The sequence below is a fragment of the Exilispira thermophila genome (assembly GCF_055389015.1).
The window spans coordinates 750,066-769,469 of sequence record NZ_AP042476.1 but is presented as its reverse complement, the minus strand read 5'-3'; the positions used below and the strand labels follow the sequence as shown (position 1 = coordinate 769,469).

Annotated in this window: 20 protein-coding genes; 16 read left to right on the top strand and 4 right to left on the bottom strand. The window is 23.3% G+C overall.

The genetic code is table 11. The features are described 5' to 3' along the window. The first annotated feature begins 1 nt into the window (after position 1). The 12 genes from ACZ5EC_RS03290 (at position 2) to ACZ5EC_RS03235 (ending at position 9,537) form a co-directional block, all read left to right on the top strand. On the top strand, positions 2-280 hold the full coding sequence (locus ACZ5EC_RS03290; protein WP_464303540.1) for an acylphosphatase: 279 nt from the start codon (positions 2-4) through the stop codon (positions 278-280). Between the two features lie 179 nt (positions 281-459). Then, positions 460-1,254 (top strand): LysM peptidoglycan-binding domain-containing protein, encoded by a 795-nt coding sequence (locus ACZ5EC_RS03285; RefSeq protein WP_464303539.1) that lies wholly within the window; start codon positions 460-462, stop codon positions 1,252-1,254. A 76-nt stretch (positions 1,255-1,330) separates the two neighbouring features. Further along, a complete protein-coding gene (locus tag ACZ5EC_RS03280; protein WP_464303538.1) occupies positions 1,331-2,383 on the top strand; it encodes a sigma-70 family RNA polymerase sigma factor in 1,053 nt (350 codons plus the stop codon). Between the two features lie 233 nt (positions 2,384-2,616). Beyond that, positions 2,617-2,958: a NifB/NifX family molybdenum-iron cluster-binding protein gene (locus ACZ5EC_RS03275; RefSeq protein WP_464303537.1), complete on the top strand. Its 342-nt coding sequence runs from the start codon at positions 2,617-2,619 to the stop codon at positions 2,956-2,958. 245 nt (positions 2,959-3,203) lie between these two features. Next, positions 3,204-3,554: a 4Fe-4S binding protein gene (locus tag ACZ5EC_RS03270; RefSeq protein WP_464303536.1), complete on the top strand. Its 351-nt coding sequence runs from the start codon at positions 3,204-3,206 to the stop codon at positions 3,552-3,554. Positions 3,555-3,563: 9 nt separating this feature from the next. After that, the gene (locus ACZ5EC_RS03265) at positions 3,564-4,493 is read left to right on the top strand and encodes a P-loop NTPase (protein WP_464303535.1); all 930 of its coding nucleotides are present in this window, start codon (positions 3,564-3,566) and stop codon (positions 4,491-4,493) included. 55 nt (positions 4,494-4,548) lie between these two features. Beyond that, positions 4,549-5,433: an ATP-binding protein gene (locus ACZ5EC_RS03260; RefSeq protein ID WP_464303534.1), complete on the top strand. Its 885-nt coding sequence runs from the start codon at positions 4,549-4,551 to the stop codon at positions 5,431-5,433. Positions 5,434-5,550: 117 nt separating this feature from the next. Further along, complete coding sequence (locus ACZ5EC_RS03255) at positions 5,551-5,961, top strand: NifB/NifX family molybdenum-iron cluster-binding protein (RefSeq protein ID WP_464303533.1); 411 nt, start codon at positions 5,551-5,553, stop codon at positions 5,959-5,961. A 423-nt stretch (positions 5,962-6,384) separates the two neighbouring features. Continuing rightward, positions 6,385-6,822, top strand: a complete 438-nt coding sequence (locus tag ACZ5EC_RS03250) for an OsmC family protein (protein WP_464303532.1) — start codon at positions 6,385-6,387, stop codon at positions 6,820-6,822. Positions 6,823-6,845: 23 nt separating this feature from the next. Next, positions 6,846-7,316 carry a peptide-methionine (S)-S-oxide reductase MsrA gene (gene msrA, locus ACZ5EC_RS03245; protein WP_464303531.1) on the top strand — a complete coding sequence of 157 codons (471 nt, stop codon included), beginning with the start codon at positions 6,846-6,848 and terminating at the stop codon, positions 7,314-7,316. A 60-nt stretch (positions 7,317-7,376) separates the two neighbouring features. Beyond that, entirely contained in the window at positions 7,377-7,838 is a 462-nt protein-coding gene (locus ACZ5EC_RS03240; RefSeq protein WP_464303530.1) for a transposase, read from the top strand. Positions 7,839-8,070: 232 nt separating this feature from the next. After that, a complete protein-coding gene (locus ACZ5EC_RS03235; protein ID WP_464303529.1) occupies positions 8,071-9,537 on the top strand; it encodes a UTP--glucose-1-phosphate uridylyltransferase in 1,467 nt (488 codons plus the stop codon). Between the two features lie 215 nt (positions 9,538-9,752). Here the strand turns inward: ACZ5EC_RS03235 and ACZ5EC_RS03230 are convergent, their stop codons facing one another. Continuing rightward, complete coding sequence (locus ACZ5EC_RS03230) at positions 9,753-10,985, bottom strand: adenosine deaminase family protein (RefSeq protein ID WP_464303528.1); 1,233 nt, start codon at positions 10,983-10,985, stop codon at positions 9,753-9,755. Positions 10,986-11,137: 152 nt separating this feature from the next. Next, positions 11,138-13,000 (bottom strand): NAD(P)/FAD-dependent oxidoreductase, encoded by a 1,863-nt coding sequence (locus ACZ5EC_RS03225; RefSeq protein ID WP_464303527.1) that lies wholly within the window; start codon positions 12,998-13,000, stop codon positions 11,138-11,140. A gap of 490 nt (positions 13,001-13,490) precedes the next feature. Here ACZ5EC_RS03225 and ACZ5EC_RS03220 point away from each other — a divergent pair, with 490 nt between their 5' ends. The 4 genes from ACZ5EC_RS03220 to ACZ5EC_RS03205 all read left to right on the top strand — a co-directional run bounded on the left by ACZ5EC_RS03220 (position 13,491) and on the right by ACZ5EC_RS03205 (position 17,311). Then, complete coding sequence (locus ACZ5EC_RS03220) at positions 13,491-14,324, top strand: hypothetical protein (protein WP_464303526.1); 834 nt, start codon at positions 13,491-13,493, stop codon at positions 14,322-14,324. Between the two features lie 247 nt (positions 14,325-14,571). Continuing rightward, entirely contained in the window at positions 14,572-14,790 is a 219-nt protein-coding gene (locus tag ACZ5EC_RS03215) for a hypothetical protein (protein WP_464303525.1), read from the top strand. Positions 14,791-15,197: 407 nt separating this feature from the next. Continuing rightward, the gene (locus ACZ5EC_RS03210) at positions 15,198-16,382 is read left to right on the top strand and encodes an FprA family A-type flavoprotein (RefSeq protein WP_464303524.1); all 1,185 of its coding nucleotides are present in this window, start codon (positions 15,198-15,200) and stop codon (positions 16,380-16,382) included. 473 nt (positions 16,383-16,855) lie between these two features. Beyond that, on the top strand, positions 16,856-17,311 hold the full coding sequence (locus tag ACZ5EC_RS03205; protein WP_464303523.1) for a Crp/Fnr family transcriptional regulator: 456 nt from the start codon (positions 16,856-16,858) through the stop codon (positions 17,309-17,311). Positions 17,312-17,320: 9 nt separating this feature from the next. Here the strand turns inward: ACZ5EC_RS03205 and ACZ5EC_RS03200 are convergent, their stop codons facing one another. Both ACZ5EC_RS03200 and ACZ5EC_RS03195 read right to left on the bottom strand, forming a co-directional pair. After that, positions 17,321-18,436: an ion transporter gene (locus ACZ5EC_RS03200; protein ID WP_464303522.1), complete on the bottom strand. Its 1,116-nt coding sequence runs from the start codon at positions 18,434-18,436 to the stop codon at positions 17,321-17,323. A 15-nt stretch (positions 18,437-18,451) separates the two neighbouring features. Further along, positions 18,452-19,399: a hypothetical protein gene (locus ACZ5EC_RS03195; RefSeq protein ID WP_464303521.1), complete on the bottom strand. Its 948-nt coding sequence runs from the start codon at positions 19,397-19,399 to the stop codon at positions 18,452-18,454. Positions 19,400-19,404: the final 5 nt, after the last annotated feature.

The window sequence follows — 19,404 nt, the reverse complement described above, 5'->3', positions numbered from 1 at the left end:
TATGCATCATTATGAATTAAAAGTATCTGGAATAGTTCAAGGAGTAGGATTTAGATGGTATGTTGAAAGAATAGCAAAAAAACTAGGTATTCTTGGATTTGTAAAAAATGAAATTGATGGAACTGTTTCAGTTGTTGCTGAAGGAGATTTAGAAAAAATAAAAGAATTAATAAAATATATCAAAATTGGTAATGGATATTCTCAAGTTGAAGAAATAAAAATTAAATCTCAAAAACCTATTGAAAATTTTTCTTATGATAATTTTAGTATAAAATTTTAGTAAAATTAATATTATTTAATTATACTTGTTAATTCATTCATAAAATTTTATTTTAATAATTAAACATTAATATATGAAATATTGGAAAAATTGTTTATTAGAATTTTAATTATAATCAAAACTATATAATGCCAATAATTCTAAATTTTAAAAGATAAGTTTCCGATTTTTAATAAGTAATGATTAGGAAAAATTTAAAATTTGTTGTTTTTTTATTAATTATCTTACCTCTATTTTATTTTTCTTGTTCAACAGAGAGTTATTATGTTTATGGTAACAGGAAAACATATAATAATGAAAAAAATCAAGATAATAATTCTGGTTATGAGGAATATAACAATAAAATTGAAACAACTAATTCTGATTCAAATTCTGTAAATATTTATAAATCAGACAATACACAAATTAAACAAATTAAAAATAAAATCCCCGATAATTTAATTATTCCAGATTATAAACCTTCATTACTTTTTTCTTTAAAATCCAATAAAAAGTATACAGTAAAAAAAGGGGATACACTCTATTCTATATGTAAAAAATTTAATACAACAATTGATGAAATAAAAAAATTAAATAATATTAAAAATCCTAATTACATAAAACCTGGCCAAAAAATATATATAAAAATGAATTCTCTAAATTTTTATAACCTTTCTGAAAAATTTAAATTAAATTTAAAAACTGAAAATATTTTAGAATATGATTTCATAAATTCAAATTTAGCATTTTCTCCTTTAGAAGAAGGGAACATAAAATTTATTGGAGAAATTAGAGGTTATGGTCTTTCATTAATAATTAGTAAAGACAATTATTTTATAACTTTATCAGGTTTTGATAATATTTATGTTAATCTAAATGATAAAATTTCCTTAAAATCACCTCTGGGATCAATTGAAAATTCAAAACTTCTCTTCATATCAATTTTTCAAAACAATAAAATTATTAAAATTGGAAATTTTATAAAAATAAAATAATTTTTTATAATTTTCAAAAAGGATTTTCACATTTTTCATTGTATTATATTAGTAAAAGTTAATTCAAGGAGGATTAATGGATCTTAAATCTATTAATAAAGAATCATCATTATTAGATGAATTCTTTGATGATGATTTTGATATTGATGGCGAGGAAAAAGAAGAAAAAATTAAATTTGAAGAACAAAAAAAAGGTGATTTTGATGTATTTTCAATATATTTCAAACAAATTAACAATTACAACTTGATTACACCTGATGAAGAAATCAAACTATTTAAACAGTTAAGAGATTATGAAAAAGAACGTAATAGATTAGAAGAAAGTATAAAAGATAAAGATATAAAAAACAATATCCCTGAAATTTCCAATAAAATTCAATCTCTTAAAGATGCTGAGCAATCTATTAGAGATCAGATAATAACAGCAAATCTCCGACTTGTTGTTGCAATCGCTAAAAAATATCAAAATAAAGCAATTTCATTAATCGACCTTATTAATGAGGGTAATATTGGATTACTTGAAGCTGTTGAAAAATTCGATTATAAAAAAGGAAATAAATTCTCAACCTATGCAATTTACTGGATTAAACAATCAATTATGAAGGCACTTTCTGATAAATCAAGAGTTATTAGAATTCCTATTTATCTAAACAATCTTCTTTTAAAAATTAATCTTTTTATCAACAATTATAAAAAAGAAAATGGAAAAGAACCTCCTCTTGAACTTCTTTGTGATAAATTTGATTTAACTAAAAAACGTTTAATCGAAATTTTGCAACTTAATAATGAAACAAATTTTTTAGACGAACCAATTAGTCCAGAAGCTTCTGCAGTAGTTGGCGATTTCTTACCTTCTTCAGGAGATTATCCTGACGAGGCAGAATTTTTCAATAAAGAACATATTAGTACTATTTTAAACAAAGCACTATCTTCACTTTCAGCTAGAGAAAAACTTATATTAGAGTTAAGATATGGTATTCATAGCAATAAAACTTATACTCTTGAAGAAACTGGAAGATTATTATCTTTAACACGAGAAAGAGTAAGACAAATTCAAAATAAAGCATTAAAAAAACTCAAAACATCTAAGTTCTCAAGCTTGTTAAATGAAATTTCAGAAAATATTTGAATTTCTAAAAAAATAAAATTCTGATACTTCAAAATTAAGAGACTATCATAAGGTCCAAGACAATATATTAATTTTCTTTTTCCAATAAATTCTATTTTAAAATTAATAATCGAATTTTTAATTTAAATAGGTTTTTATTCTAATTTGTTTGTTATTGAAAAATAGTTGATTTTTATTTTATTTATTGTTAAATTGTTATTGATAACGATTATCAATAACAATTGGAGGAATATATGAAAATTTTAATCACTGCTAAAGGTGATAATTTAGAAGCGAAATTTGATCAAAGATTTGCAAGAGCTGATTACTTATTATTAATTGATGGAGATACAAAAAAAGTTATTGAAGCTAAAAAAAATCCATGGGTTCAAATGGCACATGGAGTAGGTGTAAAAGCTGCTAATTACATTTTAAATGAAGGAATTGATGTTGTTATTTCTGGAAGTTTTGGTCCTAATGCTTATGAAATTTTAAAAGAGGGTAATTGTAAGCTTTATACTGCAAATAAAGAAACTTGTAAAGAAATATTGGATTCTTATTTCAATAATGAACTAATAGAATTTAAACAAAATTAAAACTAAAAAAAATAAGACAATAAAAATAAAATAAATAAAATAAGTTAAAATAAGTTAGAATAAAGTAAACTAAAAAAATAAGATAAATAAAATTAGTTTAAATAATAAAAAGAATTAGTTAAAATGAACCAAAAAAGATTATAATTAAATTTTTATTTTTATTTTTCAAATTTAATCTGAAAAATTTTAATAAGTATATTCTAAATTTAATATTTTTAACCATACTACTTAAAAGGAGAAGATAAATGCCATGGATAGATGAATCAAAATGTGTAAAGTGTAATATTTGTGTAAATAAATGTCCTGTTAAAGGAGCAATTCAGGTTAAATCAAATGGATTTCCTGAAATTAACAATTCTATATGTACTAGATGTGGTATATGTATGGATGTTTGCCCTAGAAATGCTATAAGACCTAACTCCGAAAATCCTTATTTAGCAGGTAGATCCAATTTTTCAAATAGATCAGAAGATTTTGATAAAAGACCTGGAAGAGGAATGGGAAGAGGTTTAGGTAGAGGTTCTGGTCGAGGAATGGGAAGAGGTTTGGGTAGAGGTTCTGGTCGAGGAATGGGAAGAAATAATGGTGGATTTTAAGGAGTTATTATGAAAATTGCTATAGCTTCTGGGAAAGGTGGCACTGGTAAAACAACTGTTGCAACTGCATTAGCTGAAACTATTCCTGATTCATTTTATATTGATATGGATGTTGAGGAACCAAATGGACACATCTTTCTAAAACCTGAAATATTAGAAACTAAAGTATATGAAGAGCCTATACCTCAAATTGATCCTGATATATGTACTTACTGTGGCAAATGTGCAGATGCTTGTATTTATAGTGCTTTATCAATAGTTAAATCAATAAAAAAGATAATATTTTTTAAAGAGTTATGCCATAGTTGTGGTGTATGTACTTATGTTTGTCCAGTAAAAGATGCTATAAAAGAAGTACCATCAAGAAAAGGAATAATTAATTTTGGAGTAACAAAAAAAATTCAAAAAGAAAATCCAAAAGAAAATGTTTATAACATTAAAAGTAATAATAGAAATTTAAATTATAATAAATTTAATTTTATAGAAGGGATTTTAGATCTTGGTGAACCCTCTGCAGTTCCTTTAATATCTGGAATAAATAAAATTCTTGATTCAGTTGAAGAAAAGGATAGATATTTTATTTTAGATGCTCCACCAGGAACAAGTTGTCCTGTTGTTGCAACATTAGAAAAAGCTGATTTTATTATACTTGTAACTGAACCAACTCCATTTGGATTAAATGATCTAGAATTGACATTGTCATTAGTTAAAGATTTAAATATCCCTTTTGCATTAGTAATTAATAAACTTGATAAAGCAAAAGATCTGGGTCAGGACTTTGCTAAAAAACATGATCTTAATATTATTGGAAAAATACCTTTTGATATCAATATAGCAAAAAATTATTCTAAAGGAGAATCAATACTTGATTTATCACCTGAAATAAGAAAAGAGTTTTATAATATTTATAATTATATAAAAAAATATACAATTAATTGATATACTTTATAAATATTATAGTATAAAATATATTATTATTATAAAAAGGAATATTATGAAAGCATTAAATATAAAAAAAGAGGTTGTGATAATTTCAGGTAAAGGGGGAACTGGAAAAACTACAATTACCAGTTCTTTGTCTAAACTCATAGATAAAAAAATTATTGTTGATGCAGATGTTGATGCTGCTGATATGTTTATTTTACTTAAACCAAAAATTATAAAAAAAGAACTGTTTAAGGGGAAATCTATTGCTCGTATAGATTATAGTATCTGTACTTCATGTGGTCTCTGCAAACAGTTATGTAGATTTGATGCAATTAATTTTAAAAATAATAAATATGAAATTAATGAATTTTTATGCGATGGATGTACTTTATGTGAACTGGCATGCCCTGTTAATGCTATAAAAATGGAACAGCAAACAGTAGGAGAATGGTATATTTCTGAGACTCAATGGGGTGATATGATCCATGCAAAACTTTATCCTGGTGCTGAAAATTCTGGAAATCTTGTAACAATGATTAAAATTCAAGCGGATAGACTTTCACGAGAAAAAAACATAAGCTTAGTTATAATTGATGGACCTCCTGGAATTGGTTGCCCTGTTACTTCTGCTTTATCTGGTGCAAATTATGCAATAATAGTTACTGAACCTACTATGTCAGCTATTCATGATATGAAAAGAGCTTTAAAAACTGCACAACATTTTAAAATTGAAACTGGTATTGTAATAAATAAATATGATATAAATGAAGAAAAATTACTTGAAATTGAAAATTTCGCAAAAGATAAAGGAATAGAAATAATTGGAAAGATCCCTTTTGATAAATGTATAGTAGATTCTCAAATAAATTTAAAGACTATTATTGAAGATGAAAAATGTAAGCACATATGGAATAATATTGAAAAAATAAAAGAAAAAATTGAATCATTATAGTTTAAAAATAAAATTTAATATATTCTATTATAATATAATATATTATAATAAAATTTGTAACTACAAAATAGTAAAAATATTCAGATACCATATATTAAAAAATTTAATGGAGTAAATATGATTATTATAGCATGTGCAACAAACGATGGTGAAAATTTTATTAAAGAACACTTTGGAAGTGCTGATAAATATTTAATTTTTGAATTTGATGAAAAAAAATATTATTCAACAAAAGAAAAAAACTACAAACTATACAAAATTGTTAATAATATCCCTTTTGAAGAAAAAAGGGATGGTGACCCAGAAAAAGCAAATGTTATTTCAAAACTGTTAAAACCCTTAGGTGTTAAAGTTTTAATTAATAAAGCTATGGGCCCTAATATTGTCAGAATGAGAAAACAATTTGCATGCGTTATTTCTAATATTAACAATATAAAAGAAAGTTTACAAAAACTTGATATTGATAGCATTCTTGAAGAAATTAAAAGACCTGAGGGAAAAGATAGAAAAGTTATATATATAAAATAATAGTTATTTATTCTGAATTTTTTAATAAAAATGCTATTTTTAATCTAAATGATAAAAAAATTAATATCAACAAATAGCGTTCTGATACTGTGTATTTTTCCACATTAATCTTTCGATCTATATTTCTATCTGTTTTTATTTAAAATAATTTATTTTAAATTCCTTATCTTAAATATTTTTATATAATTTTGCTACTTTTCTTTAATTAGATTTTACTTTCAGTTTTAAATAGTCATTATTAACTTCCGAATTCTTTTTAAATTATTCTTTTTATAATATTCTAAAACTTTCAAATTAATTTTAAATTATATCCGATAAAAAATAATTGTTTTTTTTGTTAATTATTTGACAAATAAATTGATTATTGTTATATTGTTTATGTAGTAATAATTAAATTACTACAATATTTATAAGGAGAAATTTATGAAACTGATGAAATTTGAAATTTTCGCAAAAAGTGAAAGTCGAACAAAAACTATTGTTACAGCCAGAAATTTTAAAATGGTTATTGATGAGCCGGAAATTTTAGGTGGAGAAGATCACGGTGCTAATCCAGTGGAATATTTACTTGGGGCTTTAGCAGGATGTTTAAATGTTGTTGGTCATATTGTAGCAAAAGAAATGGGTTTTGATTTTAAAGGAATGGATATATCCATTGAAGGTGGATTAAATCCAGATAAATTTTTAGGAAAACCTTCTACAGAAAGAACAGGTTATCAATATATTAATGTTAAAATCAAACCTCATACAACTGCAGATAAAGAAACTTTAAAAAAATGGTTAAGAATTGTTGAAGAAAGATGTCCTGTAAGTGATAATATTAAAAATGAAACTCCATTAAAATTAGATCTTGAGAATTAACTAAAAAATTGTAATCTATTATTATGAAAGAAAATGTTAGAATAGCAACTTTTGGAGCCGGTTGTTTCTGGAGCACACAATATAAGTTTGATCAAATAGAAGGTGTAATTGAAACTGAAGTAGGGTATATGGGTGGAAAAATTAAAGATCCTACTTATGATATTGTGTGTTCTGGGAAAACTGGATATATAGAAGTAGTTAAAATAAAATTTAATCGAAATATTATTTCATATGAAAATTTATTAGAGATATTTTTTAAAATACATGATCCTACACAATATAAACGACAGGGGTTTGATATAGGAGAACAATATTCTTCGGCCATATTTTATCATAATGACAATCAAAAAGAAATTGCTTTAGAATATATTAAAAAACTTAATTCAGACAATATTTATAAAGATACGATAAAAACTGATATAAGAAAAGCAGAAAAATTTTATAAAGCTGAAGAATATCATCAAAAATATATAGAAAAATTAAATAAAAATTAAATAGACTTTTATTTATTTCTTAAATATTATCAAAATCTTTACTACTAATTTAAATTATTTGTGAAATTAGCAAGTGAAATAGAAAAAAATCTATATGTTATAAAAGAAGGCACATTTATTTTATTTATGATAAAAAAGAATAAAAATAAAGAAAAATATAATCTATTTTTTCCAGAACTTGAAAAACAACTAAATCCTAAAAATTATATATATATATTAAGTAAAAAACTACCATGGGATGAATTGGAACTAAAATTTCAGATATTTTACAAAAATTATGGTAGACCTGCAAAACCAATCAGGTTAATGATTTCATTAATTTTATTAAAAAACTTGTACAATTTAACTGATGAAGAAGTTGTATCTAAATGGATTGAAAATCCATATTGGCAATTTTTTAGTGGAATGGAAGTTTTCCAATGGAAAAAACCTTGCGATCCCAGTGATTTAGCATATTTCAGAAAACGAATTGGAAATGATGGTCTAAAAGAAATTCGATCAATAGAAAATATCTATTTTTAATGCTATTATACTTGATTTACATTAATTACAAAACATTACATAAGGAAAAAATTACCACTAGCATTATTAAATGTTATAATTAATTGCAACTAAAAGAGAATTTGTTTTAAATAAGTTATCATTTATTATAACTTATAATTTATTTTTAATTTTATAATAGTTTATCTAAAAACATCTATTTGAAAAAAAATAAATATCATTATACTAATAAAAAAAATATGAGGTTTAGTTTATGCAGAAAATTTTTAAAAATATTGATTATAATTATGATAAATCTTTAGATGAAATTATTGTTATTTTAAAAAAATTTAATCAATTAGAACTAATTGAACATATTGATAAGTTATCTGAAAAAGAAAAAATACTTATTAATAAAAGTCTTAACAAATTTAATATAGAAAATTATTTTAAAAATATTGTTAATAAATTTTTTTTCAGTAAACAACCTGCTAAAGAATTGAATATTGAACCTGTTGAGATTATAAAACATATTGAACAAAATAGTCCTGACTATGATGAATTGAAATCAATTGGCGAAAATGCATTAGAAAATCAAGAAGTTGCTTTTTTAGTTGTTGCTGGAGGGCAGGGAACAAGGTTAGGGTTTAACCATCCCAAAGGTATGTTCCCAATTGCACCCATTACAAAGAAAACACTTTTTAATATCCATTTTGAAAAAATTTTAGCTATCTCAAAATATTACAATTTTAATCCAACATTTTTAATAATGACATCTGATTCAAATTATAATGAAACATTTGAATACATAGAATCTAATAATTATTTTAATTTAAAAAAAGATAATGTATTTATTTTTAAACAGGGTAGTTTACCTGCAATTGATTTTAAAGGAAATTTGATATTAAAAACAAAAACAGAGTTATTTTTCGCACCTGATGGACATGGTGGAACTATTGCAGCATTAAAACAAAATGGATTAATTGAAATTTTAAAAAAAAGAAGAATTAAATATATCTCTTATTTTCAAGTTGATAATCCTTTAACAAATATTGCAGATCCACTTTTTATTGGACTTCATATCAAAAGGGAATCTGAAGTTTCTACAAAAGTAATTAAGAAAAGAGATTGGAAAGAAAAGGTTGGTGTAGCTGGGAAAATTGATGGTAAACCGGGAATTATTGAATATAGTGATTTACCAGATGAGTTGGCTAAAAAAGTTGATAAATCTAGAAATCTGTTATTTGGTTATGGAAATATTGCTATTCATATTTTTAATCTGTCTTTCATTGAAAAAATATCATCTGGAACTTTAGTTTTACCTTTTCATATTGCCAGAAAAAAAATTCCATATTTTGATAAAGAAAAAAATACTACTATCATTCCTGAAAACCCTAATGGAATTAAATTTGAACAATTTATTTTTGATACCATTCCACTTGCTAAAAATACCCTTTTTTACGAAACATTTCGAGAACTTGAATTTGCCCCCTTGAAAAATAAAACTGGAGAAGATTCAATTGAGACATGCAAAAAAGGTATTTCAAATTTTTTCTTAAATTGGTTTATAAAATCCGGTTTTACAATTTCAAATCATACAAAAACTTATGAAAACGATATAAAAAATAAGGAAAAATTTACTCTTGAAATATCTCCTTTATTTGCTGTAAATTATGAACAATTTAATTCAAGGATTAAAGATTTTATAAAAAATATACCTTATAAACTATATATTGAGTAAAATTGTTTAATTTATTAAAAAATATAACTTTCTTAAATTTTTAATAATAACAGAGTTTATCGTTTTATAAAAAATAAAAATATATGTTGTTATGTTATAAGCATTATCTTTATATTAAATTAAGATAAATTTTTAAAACATTTTAATTTTAACTATTTTATAATACTTTTATATACTCTTATTTGATATTTTTGCTATTGTAAAATTTTATTTTTCTAATTTTTATTTTTTTGATTATAGTATTTATTATAAATTTTATCATAATAGTTTATAATTGTTCTTATATACTTCCTTTTAGTTTTGTAATTATCTGGATAGAAACTTCTCTTAAAACCATATACAATAATATCTTTCAATTTTTTTGGAGTTATTTCAAAATTTTGAGTTGCTATTTTCAGTTCATTTGTCATTGATGTATAAGACATTAATCTATTATCAGTATTAAGGGTAACAGAAATATCATTTTCAATCATCTGTTTAAAAGTATGATTTTTTAAAGATTTTACATCTGGATGAGTTTGAAGATTACTTGTGAGACAAACCTCAAGTGTTATTCTATTATCAGCTATATAATTTGCAAGACTTTTTGTATAATTTTCTCTATCTTTAATTCCAGGATCCTGAATCTTTTCAGGATGAAAAAGATGGAATCCATGTCCGATTCTATCTGCATGAAGATAAGTTATTGCTTGAAAAATTGATTCGGGACCATAAGCTTCACCAGCATGTACAGTTTTTTTCATAAAATTTTTATGACAATAGTCATAAGCATCTTTATGATTTTCAGGAGGGTATCCATTTTCCTGACCTGCTAAATCAAATCCAACTATAGGAATATTATGTTTATTTCTAATTTCAACAGCTGCTTTTGCTAGTTCTAAGGATGCATATCGAAATATCTCTTTTTCAGTTGAATAATTATGAACATCAAAAAGTTTTCTGTAGTATTCAGAATAATATTGATTAAACATACGCATAGCACATACAATAATACCATAATTATAGAAAGGGATTTCTCCATTTTTTACTTCAATTTTTGAATTAAATTTATCTTTTGCCCTTTTTAATCCTCTATTAACAGCAAGTAAGATTCTTTCATAATCAAGTTGTGAATTTATATGTAATTGTGGAGCAAATCTTATTTCAAAATAAAACACATTTTCACTAAAAGCATCTTCAGCAAATTCATAAGCTATTCTTTCTAAAGCATCTTCAGTTTGCATAACAGCTACAGTATACTTAAATCCTTCAAGATATTCAGCTAAATCTTTATATTGTTTTTTAAATACAAATTCTTGAAGACCAGATTCAGTATAAGAAGGTAATTCAACTTTGTATTTTTTTGCAAGGTCAATTAAAGTGGGAATTCTAAGGGAACCATCAAGATGAACATGGAGATCAGTTTTTGGGATTTCAAATAAAAATTTTTCAGTATATTGATATTTCATAAAGTGTCCTTAAACTAAATTTTTAATTAATAAATTTTAAAAAAATTATAAATAAATTATAGAAAAATAAAATTATAAATTAACTATAGCTAAATTTAGAAATATTAAAATCTCTTTTTATTAAATTATTACAAATTAAAAGATTATCAAGATTATAACTGTTTTGCTAATTCCAATGCTGAAATCGTAGCATCCATTATTTGTCCAATTTTATTGGCATCTCCGACTAAATAAACATTGTTAAATTCTTTTCTCAATTCTTCATATAACTTATTGTTAGATTTTGTCCCAGCTGTAACAACAATAGTATCAAATTCACCCAATGAAAGTTCTTTACCTTCTTTTTCTACAATTACTTCTTTTCCTTTTATCTCTTTAACAATTGTTTTAACATGAATATTTATTTTTGGAGCATAGAGTTTTAAAAACATTTTTGAAGCTACTACTTCCATTCCTCTACCAATTTGTTCTAACATTTCAACAACAGTAACTTTTTTATTTTCATTTACTAATTCTTCTGCTACTTCCAATCCAATCAATCCACCACCAATTATTAATACCTTTTCACCATTAACTTTTATTCCGTTAAAAAAATCAAAACCAGTTATATAGTCATTTAAACCTTTTATTGGTGGAATAAATGGTTTAGCACCTGTTGCTACTACAATTGCATCAAAAATATTGTTTTTAAAATATTCTGCATCTACTTGAAAATTTAATTTAATTTCCACTTTTTCTTTAACTTCTTTAATGATATCATCTAAAGGATCTTTCATTGATATTTTTCCAGGAGATTTATAAGCTAAAACCCATTGACCACCTAAATAATTTTCTCTTTCAAAAATTATTGGGGTATAACCTTTTTTTGTTAAATATAATGCTGAATATAACCCTGCAGGACCTCCTCCTATAATAGCAATTTTTTTCTTTCCACTCTTATTAAATCTAATTTCTTCCTGTACTTCAGGATTAACTATACAACCAATAGGTTTTCCTGATTTTACATTTGCAAGACATCCCTGTAAACAACTACCACAGTGAACTAGATTACCTTTATTATTTAAAATTTTGTCAGGAAAATCTGGATCAACTATTAATTGTCTTCCAAAAACAACCCCATTAATTATACTATTTTTAATAAGTGTTTCATACCTCTTTTCTTTATGCATTCTTCCAGCTGCAATTATAGATAAATCTGTTAGTTTTCTTATTTCTTCTAATTTTTTATCCATAACATCTAAAGGAAGTGACATATGATTATAATACCATTGTGCACTATCACAGGCATTTCCCCATCCAACATGTATTACAGAAACTCCATATTGTTTTGCAAGATTAAAAATTTCCACTAAATGTTTATTAGAAACACCATTTTCCACAAATTCACTTCCAGAAATTCTTAAAAAAATAGGGATATCTATTGCATTAGATAATTTTTCAAGCAAGTCCTTAGCAAATTTAAATTTGTCTTTACCGTAAACATCTTCTCTTTTGTTTAACCTTTCAAGATAAAATTGACTAACAATATATCCATGTCCAAATTGAATTTCAATACCATCAGCATTTGCAGCTTGAGCTCTTTTAGCATTATCTACAAAAGCATTTAAAATCTCTTTAATCTGTTTTTCTGTTAACTCTTCTGGAACTATTCCAGTTGAAGGACATTTTACTGAAGAAGGAGCTAAAACTTTTTCTGATGCTTTTGGATTTGCCGCTCTTCCAGCATGGTTAAGGTGCACAACAAGTTTTGTCCCATATTTATGAACAGTTTCAACAAGCTTTTTTAAACCTTCAATATGAGCATCAGTATTTAACATAGTTTGTTTAGGATGTTCCTTTCCACTTTTTAAAACTGCAATTGGTTCAAAAATAATTGTTCCAACTCTTCCAATTGCTTTTCTTTTATAATATTCAATTTGTTTCTCTGTTATAAATCCATCACCCATAGAAGCTAAGGCTGTTTTTATTGGAGCCATAAAAATATTATTTTTAGATTCAAATTTACCAAATTTCATTTAAACCTCCTATAATTATGATTTTTTTAATATTAAAATTTAATAATAACAAAAATAAAGTTTATAATATCAATAAATAGAAAATTTTAATATATGCCTTTTTTACTTTAAATTTGTTTTTTATAACTTATAACAGCTTATTGATAATTGTTATCAATAACTTCTAATTTGTTTATACTATATTTATTTTATTTAGTCAATAATTGATTTTGTAAAACAATTTTTTTATAAAAATTGTTTTTACTTTTAAACAATTCTGTTATAATTAGTTTTGAAATTAATAAGAAAAATTTTGTACATTGATTTTATATATTTATTCTTGTTTAATGTTTAAATAATATTTATAGTTTAAATTTCATCAGGAGGTGAAATTAATTATAATTCTATAAATACAAAACTAATTTGCACACTATTTTTATATAACCTTTTATAAAAAGGCATAATATATCAAATTTTTTATTTTTAATATTTAATTTTGTAGGGGAAAATAATGGCAAGAAAATGTGAAATTTGTGGTAAAAAACTTTCTATATTTTATTCTGATAATATTTGTAAAGAGTGTAAAATTAATTTACAAAAACAATTTAAAGAACTACAAAAAGAAGTAGTTACTAAAAAAGAATTCGATTCTAATAAATTTAACAATATTAAAAAATATTATAACAAACAAAAACATTTAGAACTTTTCAACTATATTTACTATGAGTTTGAAAAAGATCATGAGCTAGACAGTCATGAAATTGAATTATTAAGTCAAATTCAAAATTATCTTGGTCTGTCTGATGAAGATATAAAATATGAAGAAAGAATTCGACCATATATTATAGTTTCTTATATAAAAGAAAATAATCAATTACCTGATATTACCTCTGAATTACGAAATAAAGAAATTAAAGAAAATTTTGGAAATATTATTTTGAAAAGAGGAGAACTTGTTCATTTTGCATCATTTACAGTTTTAAAAGAAATAAGATCTGTAAGTTTAGGATATCAAGGTGGGTCACAAGGAATTAGTATTAGAATAGCAAAAGGGGTAAGATATAGAATAGGAGCTCATAAAGGGCACATAGTAAGAGAAAATCGATTGGTAGATACTTCGAAAGGGTTATTATTGTTATCAAATAAAAGATTGTTTTTACAACCTTTACCTAGAAATAAACCTGTATCTATCCCAATTAATAAAATTATGTCATATCATGTGTATGAAAATGGATTAGAAGTCTATAAAGAGGGAAGACAAAAAGGATTTTTCTTTGCAATGAATGCTGGTGAATCTGAAATATCGGGAATTTGTTTAGAATTTTTATTATCAAATCTTGAATAATGATATATTCAAAATAAGCACTTATTTAATTATAATAATCAATTAAATTTTTCAAACTTGTTCTAATTTATGTATTCTTCAATTAAAAAAAACAAATCAAATTTTAATAGATTCAGGATTTGGTTTTAATTTAATTATTTAACAATAAAAATGCATTTAAAATTTAGATTAATTAATTTCTTCTATTCTTTATTTGAAAATCATTGATATACTGTTATAATTTTATTAAAGAACAGAAAGGAAAAAAATGTTAACATCTATTTCATATTTTCAAATCATTGGAAAACCTTTTATTTTCTGGCTAGGAATTATCAATTTAGTTTTTCTTTTATTCACAGCATATATAGGATTTAGTAATAAAAGAGGTAATCACAGGATTTCAATGAAAATTCATTATTTAATGGCTAAAATTACCATTTTATTTGTATTAATTCATGGAATTCTAGGCATTTTAGCATATTTATAATATTAGTAAAAAATTATTAATTAAAAAAATTGTAAAAAAATATATAACATATATAACATAATTTTATTTATCGCTTATAAATATTAAATAAGATTTTTAAAAAATTGGTTATCTAAAAATATAAAAATTGCTTTTTATATTTAAAAATATGTTTTAGAAAAAGAAAAAATAGGCTATTTCTTAAATTTGAAGACAAATTTTTGCTTAATAAAAATAATTTAATAAAAGTAAAGATTAAAAAAGAAAAAATTATTTTAATATATTTTAAATCTAGCTTTTAAATAAAGTTGATTATTTTTCAAAAAAATTGTATATTATTATTAATTAAATTACAATTTTGAAATATTTACAAATATTTCAATAGTTTTTGTTAAAAAATAAAAAAAATATGAAAAAAGGAGCTAAATATGGCTGAAAGAAAAATTGTTGATAATGTTTATAATGTTGGAGCAATTGATTGGGATAGAGAGTTTTTTGATGAACTAATACCTTTACCAGATGGAACAAGTTATAATTCATATATTGTAAAAGGTAGTGAAAAAATAGCATTAATAGATACTGTTGATCCAGTAAAATACTGGGAATTAGAGAGAAATCTTGAAGAACTAAGTATATCAAAAATTGACTATGTTATTGCAAATCATGCGGAACAGGATCATTCTGGTTCAATTCCATATATTTTAGAAAAATATCCAATGGCAAAAGTTGTAACAAATGAAAAATGTAAAGAACTTCTAAAAACACATCTACATCTTAAAGATGATGTTTTTATTATTGTAAATGACAATGATTCAATTTCCCTTGGTGATAAAACTTTAGAATTTATCTTAACTCCATGGGTACATTGGCCTGAAACTATGACAACTTATTTAAAAGAAGATAAAATATTATTTTCATGTGATTTCTTTGGTTCTCATAAAGCAACAAGCTCTATTTTTGTTGAGGATGAGCATAAAGTAGTGGAAGATGCTAAAAGATACTTTGCTGAAATTATGATGCCTTTTAGAAATATCGTAAAATCAGATATATCAAAAATTGAAAAAAAAGAAATCAGTTTTATTGCTCCAAGTCATGGTCCTGTTTATAACAATCCATCAATTATCATAAACGCTTATAAAGAATGGGTTTCTGATAAAGTTTATAATAAAGTTGTTATTCCATACATTTCAATGCATGGAAGCACTGAAATAATTGTAAATTACATAACTAATAAACTTATTAATAACGATATAAAAGTTGTACCAATTAACCTATCAAATGCAGATTTAGGATTTATAGCTATGGAACTAGTTGATGCTGCAACTGTAATTATAGGAACCCCTTTTGTTTTAGCTGGTGCACATCCAAAAGCAGTATATGCTGCATTTTTAGTTAATGCACTTAGACCAAAAACTAAATTTCTGTCAATTGTTGGTTCAATGGGTTGGGGTGGAAAATGTATAGATCAGTTAAAATCTATTCTAGGAAATATGAAATCTGAAATTATAGATCCTGTATTTTCATATGGATTACCAACCAATGAAGATTATAAAAATTTTGATAAACTTGTTGAAACAATAATTTCTAAACATAAACAAATAAATATTTTATAAATTGACCATATCAGATTTTGATTTTAATTCTACCTACTAAATTATATTATTAATTAAAAAAAATTGGCTATCCTGAAACTTTAGGGATGGCCTCTTTTTTAGATTTTTAGGTAATCTTTATCAATAAAAAGAAAGATATCTAATAAGATAAGAGACAACCCTTTTTTTTAATTTTTTATAAAATTATAAAAATTTAAAAAAGTTTTGTTTTATTCTAAAACTGTAATAATAATTAAGTATAGTAAAAATAATCAAATGTAAAATAATAAAATAAAACCATGATATATATTAAAGTATGTAAAAGATAGTAAATTATGCTCAAAGCAAATAATTTTTTTAATCAATCCAAGTAAAATTCTCTGTGTAAGAATTTTTTAATGTAATAATATAATAATTATTCTTAAATCTACTGTTTTAATTTTTGAAATTTTGCTAAAAAAGTAAGTAATTAATTTAATAAAAGGAAAAAGATAATGAAATCTAAAATATTAGAAGCATTAATTAACCATAGTTTTTTTGATGAACTTGATTCAAGAGAATTGCACTTTCTAACACCTTTTTTAGAATATAAAATAGTTGATAAAGGAGAAACTTTATATACAGAAGAAGAAAAATCTAACAAAGCATTTTTTATTATAGAAGGTGTTGTAGGATTATATAAATTTAATAAAGAAGGGAAAGCTGTTCTCCTTTCAAAAATAGGAAAAAACAAAGCAGTAGGGGAGATTGGATTAATTGATGATGCTCCAAGATTTGTTACAGCATATACTGAAGAAAAAACTAAATTACTTATAATTAGTAGATACTCCTTTGAAAAATTATGCAAAAAACATCCTTTTATTGCAAATAAAATCTTAAAAAATGTTTTAAAATTTTATAATTTGTTATTTCAAAAAGTTTTTTCATATTATTTTAATAATGATGATTAAATTACTATACTAATTTTTAAAATTGAAAATATCATCAAAATTAATTTTTGATTTTGTTTTATTTTTTTTGAAATAAAGCTTCTGTTTTGCAGGAAGATAAATATTATTATAAAATTCTGCAAATTTAAATATTTCATCTTCTTTATAATATTTTGGAATCTTAATTTCCAAAAAATAGTCTTTTTGTTTTATTCCTTTAAAAAGGATAAATATTACATCTGAAACAGTTTGTGCAAAATGTCTTGTATATATCAATAAATAAGCTAATACTAAAGTTATTATTATTAAAAAATATTTTATAGTTTCTTCTGCTTTTAGCACATTAATATTGTATAAAGAATACATTATTTTATAATTCCCAATATTAAATGAATCGACATCTTGAAAATCATAATACCTTGCTTTTGGATTTACAAAAACAATTTGGTCATTATATTTAATTTTAATAAAATCATCATCATTTATAAAAATTTCTTTTAATAGTTTAAAATCATTTAATGAGTTTAAATTAACATTTTTGTTTTTAATAGTTTCATAAACTCTTATATATTCTTTATAAACTTGTTTCTTTTCTAAAATTAAATTGCTATAATTATTCAATGGAGTAAATGAAAATACAAAAAGTATTGTGATAATAGAGAAAACTCCAATAGTTATAATTTTTGCAATATGTCTTTGAGCCATAATTGATTCTGTATTTTGAATTTTTCTAAAAATTTTAAGGATTCTTACTAATCGCAAAACCCTAGCTACTCTAACTGCTTTTACTACTTTTAAAATATTTAAAACTCCTATAGAAGCAGCTGATAAAAATTGATTTGTTAATATAAAATACATGTATGGACCAGAATTAAGCAATAATAGTGGTAAGGAACTTAAAAAATCTACCCATCCTCTTTCATAAAAAAAATATTTATAAAAAGATTTATTTTTTATTCCAACTATGGTTCTAATTATAAATTCAATTGAAAAAATTAAATCAAATACAAATCCAGAAATTAAAATCCATCGTCTTAAATATGGATTCCAAAATTTTATATATGAATAATCTTCTAAAAATGTTTGTATTAAAACCAGGATAATACAAACAAGTATGAAATTTTCAAAATACTTGTTTAATTTCATTACAAAATAACTCCTCTACCACATATTATCACCAGCAATTAAATAAAATTCATTAAGAATATTTTGATTTGCTCCTATAAATTTATAATTTTTTAAAGCTATTGAATACCAGCTTTTATCAGGAGTTTCAGCACCTCGATCAACTTTTATATGAGGATTATATTCTTTATACCTTATTAAAAAAATATATATTATTCTAGCAATCCCATCATTTTTTGAAACAACCTGTTCTGGAAAGTTAGAATAAAAAGAGGATTTTAGTAATTGTGTATCAATATTGACCTTTTTAAAACTTAAATCATTTGTAATTAGATAATTTAATAATTTATTTACAAATTCAATTTTATTTTCTAAAGTTTTAAAGTCTATAATATTTACAGGTTTGGAATTAGATAAAGGAATTTTAAAATAAACTCCAATACTTAATAATGTTATTAATTTTAAATAATTAACAATTTCTTCATTTTTCTTTAGTGGAATCTTTTGAATTCTAAAAAGCTCATTGTAAACTGCTTGTTTTCTTTCAATTGCTTTTGTAATATATTTATCAATTGCTTTTGTTTTAAAAATATAATAAATACTTTTAAAATTCAATCTTACATTTATATCTGTAAAAATATTTGTTATAAAAGTTTTAAAATTATTTTTAAACTCATCAGGTTTAATTGATGAATTTATGGTCTTTACAAATTCAAAATTGATTTCTTTTTCAATAATATTGTTTAAAAATGGTTTAAGTTCTTTATCTACTTTTTGATATAATAAATTAAATAATGCTTTTATAATCTCATTTGGTGAAACATCAGGAAAAAATGAAGGTGAATTAAATGTTTTTGATAATTTTGAATAATTTTCCTTTATAAAATTTACAATAATCGATTCAGCAATAACTAAAGGTTCCTGTTTAATATTTGGAAGCATCAATAAATGATTTAAAAATTGATTAACCTTTTGAATATCCATATTAC